11 protein-coding genes are annotated in these 18,255 nt (G+C 29.7%); 8 read left to right on the forward strand and 3 right to left on the reverse strand.

All coding sequences use genetic code 11. From position 1 onward, the window contains the following. Positions 1 to 13: 13 nt before the first annotated feature. Together ACH2BC_RS08960 and ACH2BC_RS08965 are read left to right on the forward strand one after the other, a co-directional pair. A complete protein-coding gene (locus tag ACH2BC_RS08960) occupies positions 14 to 595 on the forward strand; it encodes an OmpH family outer membrane protein (protein WP_395053665.1) in 582 nt (193 codons plus the stop codon). A 142-nt stretch (positions 596 to 737) separates the two neighbouring features. After that, entirely contained in the window at positions 738 to 3,008 is a 2,271-nt protein-coding gene (locus ACH2BC_RS08965; RefSeq protein ID WP_395053655.1) for a helix-turn-helix domain-containing protein, read from the forward strand. Between the two features lie 298 nt (positions 3,009 to 3,306). Here ACH2BC_RS08965 and ACH2BC_RS08970 read toward each other — a convergent pair whose 3' ends face one another. The 3 genes from ACH2BC_RS08970 to ACH2BC_RS08980 are packed head-to-tail and all read right to left on the reverse strand — an operon-like array spanning position 3,307 to position 5,123. Beyond that, a complete protein-coding gene (locus ACH2BC_RS08970) occupies positions 3,307 to 3,546 on the reverse strand; it encodes a hypothetical protein (protein ID WP_395053656.1) in 240 nt (79 codons plus the stop codon). A 34-nt stretch (positions 3,547 to 3,580) separates the two neighbouring features. Continuing rightward, the gene (locus tag ACH2BC_RS08975) at positions 3,581 to 3,964 is read right to left on the reverse strand and encodes a DoxX family protein (protein ID WP_395053657.1); all 384 of its coding nucleotides are present in this window, start codon (positions 3,962 to 3,964) and stop codon (positions 3,581 to 3,583) included. A gap of 10 nt (positions 3,965 to 3,974) precedes the next feature. Continuing rightward, complete coding sequence (locus tag ACH2BC_RS08980) at positions 3,975 to 5,123, reverse strand: ATP-binding protein (protein ID WP_395053658.1); 1,149 nt, start codon at positions 5,121 to 5,123, stop codon at positions 3,975 to 3,977. A gap of 223 nt (positions 5,124 to 5,346) precedes the next feature. Here ACH2BC_RS08980 and ACH2BC_RS08985 point away from each other — a divergent pair, with 223 nt between their 5' ends. The 6 genes from ACH2BC_RS08985 to ACH2BC_RS09010 form a co-directional block, all read left to right on the forward strand. Beyond that, positions 5,347 to 6,978: a hypothetical protein gene (locus ACH2BC_RS08985; protein ID WP_395053659.1), complete on the forward strand. Its 1,632-nt coding sequence runs from the start codon at positions 5,347 to 5,349 to the stop codon at positions 6,976 to 6,978. A gap of 242 nt (positions 6,979 to 7,220) precedes the next feature. Then, complete coding sequence (locus ACH2BC_RS08990; RefSeq protein ID WP_395053660.1) at positions 7,221 to 8,408, forward strand: phosphoglycerate kinase; 1,188 nt, start codon at positions 7,221 to 7,223, stop codon at positions 8,406 to 8,408. Positions 8,409 to 8,514: 106 nt separating this feature from the next. Continuing rightward, on the forward strand, positions 8,515 to 10,908 hold the full coding sequence (locus ACH2BC_RS08995) for a LysM peptidoglycan-binding domain-containing protein (protein ID WP_395053661.1): 2,394 nt from the start codon (positions 8,515 to 8,517) through the stop codon (positions 10,906 to 10,908). Positions 10,909 to 10,948: 40 nt separating this feature from the next. After that, positions 10,949 to 11,932, forward strand: coding sequence for a DUF4837 family protein (locus ACH2BC_RS09000; protein ID WP_395053662.1), 984 nt, complete (start codon positions 10,949 to 10,951; stop codon positions 11,930 to 11,932). A gap of 47 nt (positions 11,933 to 11,979) precedes the next feature. After that, entirely contained in the window at positions 11,980 to 12,432 is a 453-nt protein-coding gene (locus ACH2BC_RS09005) for a GNAT family N-acetyltransferase (protein ID WP_395053663.1), read from the forward strand. 89 nt (positions 12,433 to 12,521) lie between these two features. Beyond that, positions 12,522 to 18,255 (forward strand): PKD domain-containing protein (locus tag ACH2BC_RS09010; protein WP_395053664.1); only part of this gene is annotated, 5,734 nt, incomplete at its 3' end.

An 18,255-nucleotide genomic window follows, 5' to 3' on the forward strand; every position in this document is an offset into this window, starting at 1 on the left:
AAAAACAAAAATCATGAATAAAAATCTTATCTTATTAATTGCACTTTCAGTTTCAATAATTTCTTGCAATCAATCATCAACTTCTAAAGAATATAAAACAGCCTACATTGACACTTCTAAATTAATGGAAGAAAGTACAGAAGCCAAAGATATTGAAGCCAAGTATAAAGCAAAAGCTGAAGAAATGGGTGCAGAACTAAAAGTAGAAGCAACAAAACTAGAAGGTGAAAAAAAATCTTTTCAAGCTAATGCACAAAAAAACGGACAAGTTTGGGCGCAACAAGCATATGGTGAATTGCAACAAAGAGAACAACAATTGCAATATGCACAACAAGCAATGTTACAACAATTGCAAGGTGAAAGTGGTAAAGAAATGGATTCTTTAGTAACTAAATATAAAAAAGTTTTTAAAGATTTTGGTAAAGAAAAAAGTTACGATTATATATACGGAACAGGTGAAGCAGCAACGGTTTTATATGCAAAAGACAGTTATGATATTACCAAAGAATTAGTAAAAATGGTAAATGTTAAATACAAATCTGAAGCCAAAAAAGAAGAAAAAACTGCTGATAAAAAAGTAGAAGAGAAAAAATAAATAAATGTCACATTGAGCGCAGTCGAAATGTTTAACAAAATGAATTCTAAATTTTAAAACTAAACCTTTTAAAATTTGGAATTTTTTTTATTTGTAAATTGATTGTCAATATTTTACATTTGCATTTCTAAATACAAGCCAAATGGAATCAATATCTGCCGAAGCTAATTACGTTTTACGCTTCATAAATCAAACCAATCGCTCAGTTTTTCTTACTGGAAAAGCTGGAACAGGAAAAACTACACTTCTTAAAGAAATTATAAACTCTACTCATAAAAATTGTGTAGTAGTTGCGCCAACCGGGATTGCAGCGTTAAATGCTGGTGGCGTTACCATTCACTCTATGTTTCAATTGCCTTTTGGCGGATTTATTCCTGCCAATAATGTTGATGGAAATTTTACAGAAACCATAAAATTTGAATCTAAAGACACATTGCGTCGCCATTTTAGAATGAGCGCTGTTAAGAAAGCTGTGATTCAAAATATGGAATTGTTAATAATTGACGAAGTAAGTATGTTGCGATCTGATTTATTAGACGCAATTGAATTTATGTTGCAAAGTGTTCGCAAAAAAAAGTTACCTTTTGGTGGCGTTCAAGTTCTTTTTATTGGTGATTTGTTGCAACTTCCGCCAGTAATTAGAGACGAAGAATGGCGCACTTTACGCAATTATTACAAAGGTAAATTCTTTTTTCATTCGCATGCAATACAGCAAAATCCACCGTTATATATAGAACTTTCTAAAATTTTTCGTCAAACGGATGAAGTCTTTATTGATTTGCTTAATAACTTAAGAAACAATAGAATAACTCAAGAAAATATTTCATTTTTAAATAAATACGTGCAACCAAATTTTGATTTAAAAGCCAATAAAGGTTACATTACTTTAACAACTCATAATGCTAAAGCAGATGCAATAAATTCGCAATCATTATCAGATTTAGAAGGAAAATCTAGAAGTTATAAAGCACAAATAGTTGGCGATTTTCCAGATAAAATTTTTCCTGTAGATGAATATTTAGAGTTAAAAATTGGAGCACAAATAATGTTTATTAAAAACGATTTATCATTTGACAAACATTATTTTAATGGTAAAATGGGAGTAATTTATTCTCTATCAGATAATGAAATTCGAGTTCATTTTCCAGAAGAAAATAAAACGATAGAAGTAGAACGTTATGAATGGCAGAACATTAGGTATTTTGTAAACGCCAATACCAAAGAAATTGAAGAAGAAATTCTAGGAACTTTTACACATTATCCAATAAAATTGGCTTGGGCAATTACAGTTCATAAAAGTCAAGGATTAACGTTTGACAAAGCTGCACTTGATGTTTCGCAAGTTTTTGTTCCAGGACAAGCATATGTTGCGCTTTCTCGTTTGCGATCGTTAAACGGATTAATTTTGTTATCGCAAATGCAAATGAATGGCATTTCTAACGATGATGATGTTATGGATTATGCCAATAACAAAGCAACGACAGAAGTATTGAAAAATGTGTTACAAACAGACACAAAAAATTACATTCACAATTATCTGCGTAATAGTTTTAACTGGAATGAGTTGGCTCAAGAATGGCGCAATCATAAGTACAGTTATTTAGATTCAGATGTTTCTGCTAAATCTAAACATAGTAATTGGGCAACCAAACAATTAGAATTTTGCGAAAATCTAGTAGATCCAGCAAGTAAATTTATGTCGCAATTGGATAAATTATTTCGTGATGAAAGCATAGATTTTAATTTTATAAACGAAAGAATTTTAAAAGCTTATGATTATTTCTATGAAAAATTAGATGTTTTAGTTTATGAAATTCTGTATAAAATAGAAGAAATAAAACGCATCAAGCAGGTAAAACAATATTATGATGAATTATTGATTTTAGAAGAATTGCAAACCAATGCCATTTTACGATTAATGAAAGCCAAAAAACTAATAGAAACCGTTCTTGAAGACAAAGTTATTAGTAAAGAAAGCTTAAACAATCAAGAAATAAAAAACTATAAAATTGCCAAATTAGAACTTGTTTATGAAGATTATAAACGGAATAATGTAAATTTAATTGAAGACAAACAAGACGTAAGTTTTTACGAGCCAAAGAAAAAAAGTACAGACAAAACGCCAAAAAAAGCAACAACACAAGTAACTTACGAACTTTGGATAGAAAAAAATACGATAGCAGAAATTGCACTTTTACGCAAACTTACCGAAGGTACAATTTTAGGACATTTTACCAAATTAATTCAAGACAAAGCAGTAAAAATTGAAGATATAATGCCAGAAGACAAAATAGAAACACTTACCAAAGCATTTTTTGGCTACAAAGAAGAATCGTTAACACCAATGAAAGAGCAACTTGGCGAAGCTTTTTCTTGGGAAGAGTTGCGAATGTTTAAAGCTAGTTTGGGATAAAAATGAAATCAAAATCTAATTTTAGTTGCACTTTGATAAGTAGAAAAAACATCTAAAATATAAATTCTAGAAGTTTCTATTCTATAAATAATTTTAAAATTCCATTTAGGGAAGAATCGAATAAATTCTGAATTGTAAACAGGTTCTATTGGATTCTTCTCTGGGAAAACATTTAATTTATTTCCATTTTAAAAAACTGTATCAACCACTAAATCAGCATTTTGAGGACTTTCTTCAAAAATATAATCATACATATTTTGAATAGAAATTTAAGATTCGTCAGACCAATAAACTGGCTTCATTTTCTAACAATTTTATTGCGAGCTTCATCACTAGTATAACCAATAGCACCAGAATCTGATGCAATCATTATTTGATCTAAATGATTTTTATATTCTTTTACTGTAAATGGTTTTCCAGATGTTGAATAGGCATAGACATCATTATCCAATAACTCTTCAATTTGAGATAGTAATTTAGAGTTTTGAATATCTAATATTCTGTGAACTATGTTTTTACGTTGCGTTTCTACATTCATAACAACAAATTTATTAAAAATACTTTAATTTTCACTAACTCAACCAGTAAACCGCTAAAACTGCAGGAATAAAATAAATTGCAATAGTTCGTGCACCATCATAATCTTTCGCCAAGCGTTGTCCTAATAATAGAAAAATTAAAGAAATACAAGAAAAAACAGCTCCATAAAAACCAAACATTCGTCCGCCATTTATGTAAATTTCCAAGCAACCTATAATGCTAAAAAGTCCAGCAATTAATTCTAAAAAAAGTACAATTCCTAGTGAAATTGGCACAAAATTTTTCAATATAGTTTTACCTAAATGTTCTTTTAACCACGAAACATTATCCTTCCAATGAAAAATTTTATCGTGAGCAGAAGTTATAAAAGTTACAGCTAGAAAAACTAAAACGATAACAGAAGCAGTATTGTTCATAATTAATGTATTATTTTCGATGTATTAATCGAGTTAATTTTATAGATAAATCGGTTAGTATTATTTTAGCATTTCCGTTACGTTCAATATGATAAATAGCATCAGAAAGTTCTGTAAAAATTTCATTTATATTGTTTCCGTTTACAAATGGCGCAAAGTTTTCTAATTTAAATTTTTCGACAGTTGGCTCAATGTAAACCAATTTTTCTGCTTGGTAATTTAATAATAATGCTTGACGAAACATTTCTATACAAAAATTTAAAAATTTCTTTTGCGCTTCTCTTCCCAAAGTTGCAATTTGATCACTCCAAGAAATTAAATCTTGTATTGCTGCAGCATTTCCTTTGGCTCTAAATGCAGCACGAACCCAATCTACAAACCATTTTTCAAAAGGTAGTTCATCGTTATCTTCACTTAAAATATGCAATGCTTTGTTGTAATTTCCTTGCGCTTGATGTGCAATTTTTTTAGCAAGTTTATCATTAATTTTTTTATTAATGATTAATGCATTTGCAATTTCAACTTCTGGTAAAGCATTAAAATGAAGTACTTGACATCTAGATCGAATGGTTTGAATTATATCTTCTTCATTTTCAGAAATTAAAATAAAAACCGTTTTATCTGTTGGTTCTTCTAGTAATTTTAATAATTTATTAGATGCTGCAGTATTCATTTTGTCTGCCATCCAAATAATCATAATTTTAAATCCACCTTCAAAAGATTTTAAAGCTAATGTTTTTAAAATTTCTTGTGCATCATCAACTCGAATTTCGCCTTGCTTGTTTTGAACGCCAAGAACTTTATACCAATCGAACAATCCGCCATAAATATTTTCAGTAAGAAATTGTCTCCAGTCTTGAATAAAATCGATACTTTTTGGTTTGGTTTTTACATCTTCGGTAGAAACTGTTGGATAAATAAAATGCAAATCTGGATGCGATAGATGATTGAATTTTAAATTACAAGCACTATTTTCTCCTTCATTTTCATTTCCTTTATTTTGACAGATAATATATTGAGCATAAGCAATTGCCATAGCCAAAGTTCCTGTTCCTTCTGGACCAATAAACAATTGTGCGTGCGGAATTCTACCTTTTATGGCGCTTTCTTGCAAGTGATTTTTTAGGTGTTCGTGACCTAATATTTCTGAAAATAACATAAGCAAATATACAAAATTATAAGGATTTCAATACTTGTAGATTAAGTTCTACAAAACGTACAATTAGGATTACAAATATCAAAGAATAATAAGAAAAACCACTTTTATAAAAAAATTTAACGCATTTCGTCGAAAAAAAATGTTTTTAAACGTTTTAATTATTATTTTTGAAAAGTTATTAACAAACTCTCCTTTTTTGTCCCAAACTAAAAGCGAAATTATTATGAATACAACTTTACAAAATTTAAAAAAGAACGTTTTAATCCTACTATTATTTCCTGTTCTTGGTTTTTCACAGCTCGAAGTTCCTTTTAAAATGAGGTATCAAGGATTTGTAAATGGCGATATGACTGTAATTGCCAACAATATAGTAAACAGAGTTGATTACAATAATTCTTCCAACGTTCCATATTATAATCACACCAATTCGGCCCAATTAAATGACGAATTTGATATGCAATACATTGATATTGATGATGATGAAGCTACATTCTCATCTAGCAGTGCAGAGTTGTTTTTTGAAAATCCATCTAGAAAAAAAATTCTTTACGCAGGATTATATTGGTCTGCAACGTATAAATACAACGCAGGAATTCAAAAAAAAGCAGAGAAGTTTGCAGCAACTAATCCTTCAAGAGATCAATTTAGAGATGTAAAAATAAAGCTTCCTGGTCAAACAGATTATACTAATATTCTAGGCGAAGTTATCTTTGACGGATTAAATTCTAAAGCCGAAAAAGATTTTGCGCCTTATGCAGTTTACGCTGATATTACAAGTTATGTAAAAGAACTTTCTAATCCAACTGGTGTTTATACAATTGCCAATATTAAAGCTACTCAAGGAACTTTAAGTGGTGGTTCTGCTGGTGGATGGACATTATTTGTAGTTTACGAAGATCCATCAATGACTGGAAAATTTATTACAAGTTTTGATGGTTTTGCTGGAGTTACAGACAAATCGACAGACATTCAATTTAACGGATTTCAAACCTTGCCAAAAGGAAATGTAAAAGCTAAAATTGCTTGCGCTGCACTTGAAGGTGATTGTAATTTAATTGGAGATCAATTATTATTTAATTCGTCTAATGAAAAACGTGAATTTACAACACTAAGTAATTCATTAAGAAAGAACAGTAACTTTTTTAATAGTTGTATTACTATTGAAAATAAATATTTTATGAATCGTTTTCCAGATAGTAAAAATACACTTGGATATGATACTTGTTTAATTACAATTCCAAATGCTAATAATTCAGTAATTGGAAACAATTGTACAGAAGCACAACTTCGTTTAAAATCTTCTGGCGACAGGTATTTTATGTTTTTTACAGCTTTTAATGTTGAAGTTACAAGTCCTAATGTTAAAGAAGTTGTTGTAAGTGAGCCAATTGCATCTACAGATAAAACAATAAAATCTAAAGTAGAAATTATTAAAAACAATGTAAAATTGGTTCCTGCTAACAATGAAATGATTGCCGATGGAAACAATAAAAGTATTTCTGCAACCAATAGAGCAACTTTTATTAAAGGAATTGAAGGTGATAAATCTAAAAAACCATTAGAAATTCAAATATTAAATATTACCAACCAACCTAAAGGTTATTATATTGTTGCCAATGTTTTTGCAAGCGATGAAAATGCTAGATTATTTCAAAATTTTCTTGGAACAAAAGGTTTAGATTCTAAATCGTTTATTAATCCAATAAACAAATACAAATACATTTATCTTGATAAAGTTGCTACAGAAACTGAAGCTGTAAGTTTATATTTATCTAAAGTTAATGGTACTTATGAAGATAGAATTTGGATATTATCTGTAAATAATGCAACAGAAATTATTGCCAACGAAGATTAATTATGAAATCATTTAAATTTTTTTGATTGAAGCGAAAAATTAGGGTTTTAGTTTCAGATTTTATCTTTTTTTCATTGCATAGTTAAGCTACGGAATTAAAAAAAGATGAAATATGGGATTAAAATACAATTTTACAGCCAATTGAAAAAAGTTTAAATGATTTCAAGGTTAAAAAGCTAAAATTATCGATAAAAATCTAAATTACTATATTTGCAAATTAATTTTTAATTTGACAATACCAAATGAAGACGATAAACGATTTTAATTTTAAAGATAAAAAAGCAATAGTTCGAGTAGATTTTAATGTTCCGCTTGACGAAAATTTTAACGTTACAGATACCAACAGAATTGAAGGCGCAAAACCAACAATTGATAAAATTCTTGCCGATGGTGGAAGTGTAATTTTAATGTCACACTTGGGCAGACCAAAAGGAAAAGAAGAAAAATATTCTTTACAACATATAGTAAAAACAGTTTCAGATGTACTTGGAGTTCCAGTGCAATTTGCATCAGATTGTAGAGGTGAAATTGCAAGTAATGCTGCTGCAAAATTATTACCTAGACAAGTTTTACTTTTAGAAAACCTAAGATATTATCCAGAAGAAGAAGCTGGCGATGTTGCATTTGCTAAAGAACTTGCTTCACTTGGAGACATTTATGTAAACGACGCATTTGGAACAGCACACAGAGCACATGCATCTACAACAATTATTGCTCAATTTTTTCCAGAAAATAAATGTTTTGGATTACTTCTTGCTAAAGAAATTGAAAGTTTAAATAAAGTTTTAAATAATTCTGTAAAACCAGTAACTGCTGTACTTGGCGGTTCTAAAGTTTCTTCTAAAATTACAGTTATAGAAAACATTCTAGACAAAGTAGATCACATGATTATTGGTGGCGGAATGACTTTTACTTTCGTGAAAGCACTTGGCGGAAAAATTGGCGATTCTATTTGTGAAGATGATAAAATGGAATTGGCATTAGAAATTTTGAAAAAAGCTAAAGAAAAAGGAGTTCAAATTCACATTCCTGTTGATGTTGTAGCTGCCGATTCTTTTTCAAATGATGCTAATACACAAATAGTTGATGTAAAAGAAATTCCTAACGGTTGGCAAGGTTTAGACGCTGGTCCGAAATCGTTAGAAAATTTTAGAAAAGTAATAATGGAATCTAAAACCATACTTTGGAATGGACCATTAGGAGTTTTTGAATTAGAAAAATTTGCTAATGGAACAATAAAACTTGGCGAATATATTGCAGAAGCTACAGCAAACGGAGCATTTTCTTTAGTTGGTGGTGGCGATTCTGTTTCGGCAGTAAAACAATTTGGTCTAGAAGATAAAATGAGTTACGTTTCTACTGGTGGTGGCGCAATGTTAGAGATGTTAGAAGGACAAACCTTACCAGGAATTGAGGCAATATTAAGTTAAAGTATTGATTTTTAACAATAATTAAACAATAAGATACGTTATAGGTAATTAGGTTTGCAAATACATGAAATCTATATTGATTACAAAATAGTGAAAAAATATAAATATGAGTTTAAAAAATAAAATTACATCGCTTCTTATTCTTGCTTCTGCATCTATTTATGCACAGCAAGAAACAACTACTAAAGATTCGATTGTAACACAAGAAACAGTTGTTATTAAAGACACAATTATTAAAAAAGAAGTTCAAATTTCTTTTTTAGATTCTATAAAAAAAACATTTAGAACTGACGAAACTGCTGCTTGTATTGACCATATGTGGATGCAAGAACTAGGTTCGTTAGACGTTTATAATGAGTTACTTACCGATATTAAAAACGTAAATCCAGATGTTACTGTAGATTATGAATTGCCTACAGAAGTATTGAAAGAACGATTAAGATTAATGGACGAAAAATCGCCATTTAATATAGAATACAATATTGGTCTTGAAAACGTTATTAAATCATTCTTGAAAAATAGAAAAAAAGGATTTGAACGATTGATGGGAATTTCTCAGTTTTATTTTCCAATATTTGAAGAAGAATTAGCTAAAAATAATATTCCTTTAGAAATAAAATATCTTGCTGTTGTAGAATCTGCATTAAATCCGAGAGCAGTTTCTAGAATGGGAGCAACTGGATTGTGGCAATTTATGTATCAAACTGGGAAACAATATGGATTAAATATTTCGTCTTATGTTGATGAAAGAAGTGATCCTTTATTGGCAAGTCAGGCTGCATCAAAGTACATGATGAATATGTATAAGATTTTTGGCGATTGGGATTTGGTGTTGGCATCATACAATTCTGGTCCAGGAAATGTGTCTAAAGCAATTCGTAGATCTGGCGGACAACAAAATTATTGGAACATTAGAAAAAATTTACCTAAAGAAACACAAGGATATTTACCAGCTTTCTTAGCAACAATGTACATTTTTGAATACCATAAAGAACACGGAATTACTCCAAATAAAGCCATTGCCAACCATTTTGCCACAGATACAATTATGGTAAAAAAAGCCATGACTTTTCGTCAACTGTCAGATTTACTAGATATTTCTGTAGATGAATTGCAGTTTTTTAATCCGTCGTACAAAAGAAATGAAATTCCGTTTGTAACAGGAGAAATTAATTATTTGCGTTTGCCAAAAGCTAAAATTGGAATTTTTACATCTAATGAAGATAAAATTTATGCTTACATTGATAACGTTTCTAGTAAAAGAGAACGACCAAACGACAGATTAGCAAGTGTAAAACAAAATGATCCAAGTAATGTTTCGCAACCCAATTCAGATGTTACTAACAGAACAAAATATCATAAAGTTAGAAAAGGCGATAATCTTTCTAGCATTGCAAGCAAGTATGAAGTTAGTTTAACAGATTTAAAAAAATGGAATGGATTGCGTAATAATAGTGCGCCACTTGGAAGAAATTTAAAGATAATTTCAACAGAAAAAATTGCATTTAAAGACAGTAAAGAAGCAGTTAAAGATTCTGTTGCTGTAGCAAATACTAATCAAATTGCAAGCATCGAAAAAGTAGATAAAACAGAAATTGCAGTAAAAGAATCGAAACCAGAAAAAATTTATAAATCTGAAAAAGTAGTAACTTTTAAAGACGTAACTAAATTTCATAAAGTTAAAAAAGGCGACAATCTTGGCGAAATTGCATCTAAATATAACGTTGCTGTTGCCGATGTAAAAAAATGGAACAAGTTAAAAAGCAATAATGTGCAACTTGGCGATAATTTAAAAATTATTTCTAACGAAAAAGTTACTACCACAGTTAAAAAAGAAATTAAACAAGCAATTGATAAAAACGAGTCAATAATTGCGGTTGCAGAACCAAAACAAAAAGCGAAAATTGAACCAAAAATTTATCCAATAAAAGAAGAAAAAGTTACTCCTAAAATAAATTCTGACAATTATTATGTTGTTGTAAAAGGCGATAATTTATCTGCAATAGCAAGAAAAAATAATATAACAGTTCAAAACATTAAAGATTGGAATAATTTAATTGATAATAATGTAAAAGTTGGAAGTCAATTAGTAATTTCTGGAAATGCAGTAGCATCAACATTAGAAAATAAAGAATTAAAAAACCTTGAACACGTTGTTGGTAAAGGCGAATTTATGGGAACAATTGCAAGAAAATACAATGTAACTATAAATAATATTTTAGAATGGAATTCACTTTCGGACACCAATATTAAACAAGGTGACAAATTAATTGTTGGTAAAACAGACGTTGCAGTTACTGATGTTAAAAGTAAAAACAAACAAGAATATGCTGCAATAAGTAAAAAAGCAAAAGAAAAATTGTATCAAGTTCAAAAAGGAGATTCGTTGTTTAAAATATCTCAAAAATTTCCTGGTGTAACCATTTCCGATATTAAAAAATGGAATAATATTAAGGATGAAAACATTCAACCCGGAATGAAATTAAAAATTAACGGATAATACCAAAAATCTTATATAAATTTGGGTTTTATTTCACACTATGAATAAAACCCATTTTTTATGTCTTTTAGCTTCGATTATGCTGTTTTCTTGTAGCGAAAAAAAGTCGAAACGAACAACAGATATATCAGGAAAAATAAACACCGTTTCGGTAATTGTAGACGATCAATTATGGAATGGCGAAGTTGGTGATACACTTAGAAATAAGTTTGCATCGCCAGTTTTGGGCTTGCCACAAGAAGAACCAGTTTTTTCATTAAATCAATATCCTGTAAAGTTACTAGAAGGTTTTATGAGCAATAGTAGAAATATTATTGTGATAAAAAAAGAAGACAAAAGCCAGTTTAGAATTAAGGAAAATGAATTTGCCAATCCTCAAGTTGTGGTTCATATTTCGGGCAAAACGGTTCAAGAAATTTTAGATACCATACAAAATAACGATTCGTTAATAATTCAAAAAATTAAACAATCGGAAATTAAAATTCTTCAAGACCAAATAAAAGAGGATTCGCTTATTGATTCTCAAAAAATTACCGACAAATTTAATATTAAAATTAACGTTCCTACCAAGTATAAAATGGTAATGCACGGACGAAAATTTATATGGTTAAAGAAAGAAATTACTAGCGGAAATTTAAGTTTGGTATTCTATCAAATTCCGTTTTCTAGCATAAAAGACAATACCAATACTATAAACAGAATTACTAAAATTAGAGATTCTATTGGTAACATTTACATTCATGGCGCAGTTGCTAAAACTAGAATGATTACCGAAGCATCGTTTTCGCCATACTTATCTAAAACTACAATTTTTGGAAGAGAAACATTTGAAACCAAAGGAAATTGGGAATTAAAATACGATTCTATGGCTGGACCATTTATTAATTATGCCATAAAAGACGAAAAAAACAATAGAATTTTAGTTATTGAAGGATTTTGTTATGCACCATCTAAGCAAAAACGCGATTTAATGTTTGAGTTGGAAGCCATTATAAAATCGGTACAATTTTTAAAGAAAAAATAACACTACTACTTTCAGCATTTAAATATGCTGAACTAAATTCTGCCTATATGAAAGACACAATAAACTGGAAAATAAAGCCATTTAAAGAACTTTCTCTCCATGAGTTGTATTCTTTATTAAAACTACGATCTATTGTGTTTGTAGTAGAGCAAAATTGCGTTTATCAAGACATTGATGGCAAAGACGAAAAAGCATTGCATTTATTGGGCGAATACAATAATGAAATTGTGGCTTACGCCAGATTGTTTAAAGGTGGCGACTATTTTGAAAATGCCTCAATTGGTAGAGTTGTAATTCATCCAGAAGCACGCGATAAAAAATTTGGTCACGAAATGATGCAACAAGCCATTTCAGGAATTGAGTCGTATTTTAAGGAAACTAAAATCACTATTTCGGCACAATTGTACTTACAAAAATTCTACGAAAGTCATGGATTTTTAAAAACTAGTGCTGTTTATTTGGAAGATGATATTGAGCATGTGGAGATGAAGAGAGAATAGAAATTTAAAAATAAATATAATTTTTTGCTTTTCTTACAATTTTTTTCTTAATTTTATAAATTATTCTTCCAAACAATAATTTTAAATATATGATTTATGAAAAAATTTTTAACTCTTTCTTTTCTTTTCTTTTCTTTTCTTTTCTTTTCTTAAATGCACAAGATGTAAAAAGTTTTAGTTGTGGAACTGACGAATTGCATATAAAAAATTTAAAAGAAAATTTTGAGTATAGTAAAAAGTTTGAGGAGAATACAAAAAGTTGGCAAGAATATGCTCAAAAAAATTACAATAAATGGGATAATAGTAAATCACAAAATAAAAATACTAACTTCATACCGCCACAAGTAACTACTTTAAACATTGCCATACATGATATGTCAATTAATAGTAGTTTTCTACCAACCACAGGCACTGATATACATGCTTATGATTATATAATAAACAAGCTTAACCAAATTTTTAATGGTGTTAATTTAGTAAGTACAGAAACTGGAAATCCAACTTTTATAAATTTTTGTTTAACAAATAAAGATAGAAACGGAAATCCATATACGCTTTCAACAAGTAGAACAACTACGCCTTTAGCGGGTATTTTAGCAAGAACTACAACCGCTATGACAACTTTGGCAAGCGTTGCTAATTCAAATTTATTAACTCCAACAAATAAAAACATAAATATATATATAGTTGATGATATTGATGGTGTAGCTGGATTTGCAACTTTACCATCTTCACATGGACAATTATTTGATGGGATTTTCATAGAAAGACAATTTCTAATCGATAATGGTTCATTAAACCAAAACATGGAAGTATTGGCTCACGAAATGGGACATTATTTAGGATTATTTCATGTGTTTGGAATTTGTAACCCAACAGTTATTGATGCTTTGACAGATGCAACTGGATACAATCCATGTTCATGTGATAATAATAATTGTTTGTTTAATGGAGACATGATATGCGATACTGCTCCAAGTATGCTTTTACAACCAGCAAATTATACTTGTAATATCAATACTTGTTCGACAGACGCAATTCCTTATCCAACTAGCGGTGCAAATGTTAATCCAATTACAAGTAATGTAAACGATAATAAAAACAATTATATGGACTACGGTTTTGCTAATTGTCATTCCCAGTTTACAGTAGGACAAATTACTCGAATGAATTTTATGATTGACCCAATAGATGGTCCAAGAAAAAGTTTAGTAGGTCAATCCGCTTGTGTTAATTGTGCAGATATGAATAACTGTTTTTTTTCAATAAATACTAATATACCATTGCCTGGCACAAGACACGAAATCACTCAAACGACATCAGGAACACCAGCTATAACTTTTTCTCCAGCAGTTACAACATGCGCAACTAACACAATAAACAATTTAATATACAGTTGGGAGTTGCAATTTTTAAATACTAACTCTGTTGTTGTGCCAACATTTACAGCGACAAATTTCACTACAGCTTTAACTTTAGTGCCAGGAAATTATCAATTAACGATGACGGCGACTTTTGGTAGTTTATGTAATGAAACAGTAACATATAATTTTGTTATTTATCCTACACCTTTACCAAACTGTAATTTAACATTGCCAGCATCCAATAGTGCTGCTGATTGGACAGCTGATAATTGGAATAGAATAACCTTTACAAATGGTTGGGCAATTGTGCCACCAATTCCATTAAGTCCACCTTACAATTATGTAAATGGTTCGCAACCACAAATACCAACTTCATCTAATTTTAATTCAAATGGTTTTGATATTGTTAATTTAGTTAATGGCGCATTGCCAAATGGCTATGATACAAATTTTACAGGAATAACACTTCCAACAACTGCCAATATTACAAGTGTTATAAGAGTAGGAGAAATAATTAATGCAACTAATATCACTCAAGGAAATGCTTATTATGCGAAAAAAATCATAACTGTTAACAGCCAAAATTGTAAATTTAGAGTGTGGTATTTAGGTGCTACCAACGGTGTGGAGGCAAACATTAAAAACCCTTTTCATTTAGCAAGCCAAAATTCTGATGCTGCTTTCGGAATATTAAATCAATACCACTACAACAGTCCAGTAAATACAACAACAACTTTCTTAAATTCTGATCTAGGTTCTGATGAAAATGGTAATTTACCAAACCTAAGAAAATTTTCAAATAATGAATTAGTTAGTAAATTTATGAATTCCACAGTTGGACAATTTTCTACAATTGGTTTGCCAAAAAATACGCAATGGCAATCCTATATTTTAGACTATAGTGAATTTGCTTTACTCAATCCTAATACAGAAATAGAACTTACATTTTTTGCCCACTCAAATGTAGTAGTAAATGGTTTAGCATTACAAAAAGCTTATGCTTATTTTGGTATAGAATGTTTAGGTGGTGGCATACCAAGAGATTTTAATATCAATATACCTGACCAAGTCTTACCGTGTTCATCTCCAAGTGCTAATCAAAGCTTAGTTTTGCAAATACCATCACCAATGTATACAAATTTCGATAATCACTTACCTATTGATAATTCCACAGCAAATTTCGTTAATATTCAAATATTTAGAGCTTTAAGTCCTAATATTTATAGCACAAATCCAGAACCAACTTTTAGTCTTTCAACAGGATTGTATACTTTAACATTAAATGCTACTGATGCGCCTTTCGTAGATTATAGAATTGTATATAAAACACTTAACAAAACTATAACTGACGATTTCAGAGTATTTATTGGATTTAATAATAATTTGCAAGATTGTGAAAATGGTCAAACAGGTGGACAAATAGATGTTAACTATTACACCGATATTAACAATGATAATAATAATTCAAATAATATAAATATTATTAGTAATGATATTTTATTATGCGGTACTGATAATTTACCAGTTTTAAAATTAACACCTACTTGTATTACGCTACCTCACACATTTCAGTGGTATAGAGGAAATGATTTAATTCCTGGAGCAATAAATGAGGATTTACAGTTGAGTATAACTAATCCTAATCTTACGATGAATGTATTAAATAATTATAATACCAATCATTGCCATGAATATACACGAAGAACATTATACACTGAACCATATTGTGGAAACCCAAAATCTATACAAAGCCAAAAATTTAAAATTTATAATTATCAAACAATTAATTTCGTTAATATTTCTGCTAATGATCACGACATTTGTTTTGGAGAAAATTATGAATTAGATGTAATTGGTTCTTCATTATTTACATATTCTTGTACAATTCCTACAAGTTTTAATTTAAATAATAATACACAAAACATATTTAGTTTTCAAATGTTTGATCCAGTTTCACTTCAAGGAATAGGAAATGTAATAACACAAACTTTTGAAGGACCTATAAATTGGTCAGAAACATTAAACAATATGCATTTTGTATTTGATAATGTAAATCCATCAAATCCATCTCAGCCACTTTTTTTACCATCAAATACTGGTAATATAAACATATCTCTCCAAATTATAGGTAGCTATTTTGGATGTCAAAAAAATATTATTATACCGATACAAACTTTTAATTTTGAATCAAGCGCAATTGGAGGAACAATTGGTTTTACATGCGCTAACAATGGCATTACCAATGTTAATGCTGGTATAACTAGCACGGCAGGATATGGTTGGCAATTTTCAACAGATAACATCACTTTTAATAATATAATTGGTGCGCCAAATACTAATAATTTACCTGCAAATTTTGTTACTACTTTCTTAGGTTCAAATCCTACTTTGTTTATACGTAGGGTTTCATTTGGTTTTGGTACATGTGCTGCAAATGCTTTTAGTAATGTTGTTATTTTAACCAATCATCCAACAAGTATAATTTTTAATGCAACGCTTTTACCAACAACCATTTGCAATGACTCAAGTGCTTTTATTTTGCCAACAACATCTTCAAATGGAATTATTGGTACTTGGAATGTTGCAACAATAAATAACACTACAAGCGCAAATTATATTTTTACACCATCTGCTGGTTATTGTTTACCACCATATACTTATAATTTAACGGTAACAAACACATTAGTTCCAACTTTTAATGCAATACCACCAATTTGTGCTGGACAAAGTTTTACATTACCAACCACTTCGTTAAATGGAGTTACAGGCACATGGTTACCAAATATAAATAACACGGTTACTACAACTTACACATTTACACCAACTTCTGGAGGTTGTTCAAGCAATTTAATTAATTTAACAGTTGAAGTAAATCCAATAGCAACTATAAGTTTTAATAATTCTAATATTTCAACATCTTTTTGTACTGGCTCAACTGCTCCAATTTTACCTTTAGTAGATAATAATGGAATAACTGGAACTTGGAATCCTTCAATTGTTAGTAATACAAGTTCTGGTGTATATGTTTTTACTCCTAATCAAGGTCAATGTGCAAATGCTTTTTCGTTAAACATTTCGGTTATTGCTATTCCTTGTGGATTTACTTTGTCTTGGAATTCAGAGGTGAGCTGTGAATCTGCAGAAAATCCAGAAATTAAAGATAATAATATAGTTGATGGTCCATGTATTAGAGTTTGTGAAAATAGTATAATCACATATAATTTAAATGGTAGTTTATCTTCAATAGATCATATTGATTGGAATATTACTGGAGGAACTATTTTAACTGCTACTAATTCATCTTGTCAAATTCAATGGACTAATGCTGCGTTTTGTGCAATTCAAGGAACAATATATTTAACAGATGGAAATACACTTGCAATAAGTAAATGCATAGAAAAAGTAAATGCACCAATTGCTCTTTTTGGAGTAATGCCAAACTTACATCAAACTGAATATACTGTATGTGAAAACAGTTCTGTACTATTTGAAAATTTAACAACCAATAATGGTGGTAATGAAAATATTTATTACAATTGGGATTTTGGAGATGGAACTACTTCTTCGGCTTTTGAACCTATTCACAGCTATCATGCATCTGGGAATTATACTGTAACATTAATTGCATCAAATGGTTGTAGTTGTTCAAGTAAATATACGATATCAATAAATGTTGAAGGCGGAAATGTACCAATTTCATGTCCTAGTATTGCTTGCGAAAACGAAGTCACTACTTACTCTGTTCCTCAAGAAATTTTAGGCCACTGTAATATTAATTGGCAAATTATTGGAGGTGAAATAGTAGGATACGACAATAATAACACTTCAATTGATGTATTATGGAATCATATAGATCAAGATGGTTTTGGATATGTCTCGGTTTTAAATAATGAATGTTTTAGTTGTCCAACTATTATTAAAGTTCCAATTATTAAAACTGTAGGAACAATAACAGGAAATGCTTCATTATGCCAAAAGTCACAAGGAACATATTCACTTCCTCAATGGCCAAGTACTGAATTTAATTGGACTATAAATAATAATGTAACAGGTGCAACACTTATTCAAAATGGTCAAAGAAATGAAATAATAGTTTTTTCACAAGATGTGGGAGTTATAGAATTAAAATGTACTTATTTTAATACGCTTTTAGGTTGTGGTGGAACCGCACAATTTACTATAAACATAAAACCAACAATAAGTATATTAGGAGAATCAACAGTTTGTTCAAATACTAATTCACTGTATACTCTTACAGATGCAAACGGAAGTGAAATTTCATCAATTAATACTGTAATAATTGGACCAGATAATTTTGAACAATTACTAACTTCATCACCATTTTCAATTACATTTCCCTCAGTTGGTATTTATAATTTATCAGTACCTTCTAGTGATTATTGTAGTGGCTTATTTAACATAAATGTAATACAAAAACCAACTTCTCCTACAGCAATAA

The organism is Flavobacterium sp., assembly GCF_043760115.1.
Taxonomy (GTDB): Bacteria; Bacteroidota; Bacteroidia; order Flavobacteriales; family Flavobacteriaceae; genus Flavobacterium.